This is a genomic window from Pseudomonas sp. NY15364 (assembly GCF_048068235.1).
GTDB classification, from domain to species: Bacteria; Pseudomonadota; Gammaproteobacteria; order Pseudomonadales; family Pseudomonadaceae; genus Aquipseudomonas; species Aquipseudomonas mendocina_D.
In genome coordinates this window covers 1-383 of the sequence record NZ_JBLUPX010000101.1, presented here as the reverse complement: position 1 = coordinate 383, position 383 = coordinate 1, and the positions used below count along the sequence as shown (strand labels likewise).

The following is a 383-nucleotide window of genomic DNA, read 5'->3' as shown; positions in this document are numbered from 1 at the left end:
CGAACTGGACGAGGCTGACCGCAGTGAGGCGGCTGAAGTGGTTGATCGCAGTGCGGTCAAGGCTGCGCTGCAGCAGCTGGAGAGCCGACATGCCGATAACCTGACAGCCCAAGCGTTGATGGAGGTACAGGGGCTGGAGCAGTTCGTCGTGGGTGAGAGCGAGGCGCGCATGATGCGCCCCCCACCCGGGGGCTCGCGTGGCTTATAACGTGCAAAACGCGGTGGATGGCGAGCATGGGCTGATCGTGCATCATGCTGTCACTCAGGACGGTAGCGATAACCAACAACTGGAACCTATGGCCAAGGCTGCCCAGGCGATCCTGGCGCAGGAAGAGCTGACGGTTACAGCCGATGCGGGCTACTCCAATGGTGAGCAGTTTCAG

General features: G+C 61.6%; 1 pseudogene. It reads left to right on the top strand.

The window, feature by feature from the left end:
• Positions 1–383, top strand: a pseudogene (locus ACNFCJ_RS24155) (transposase); the annotation flags it as partial.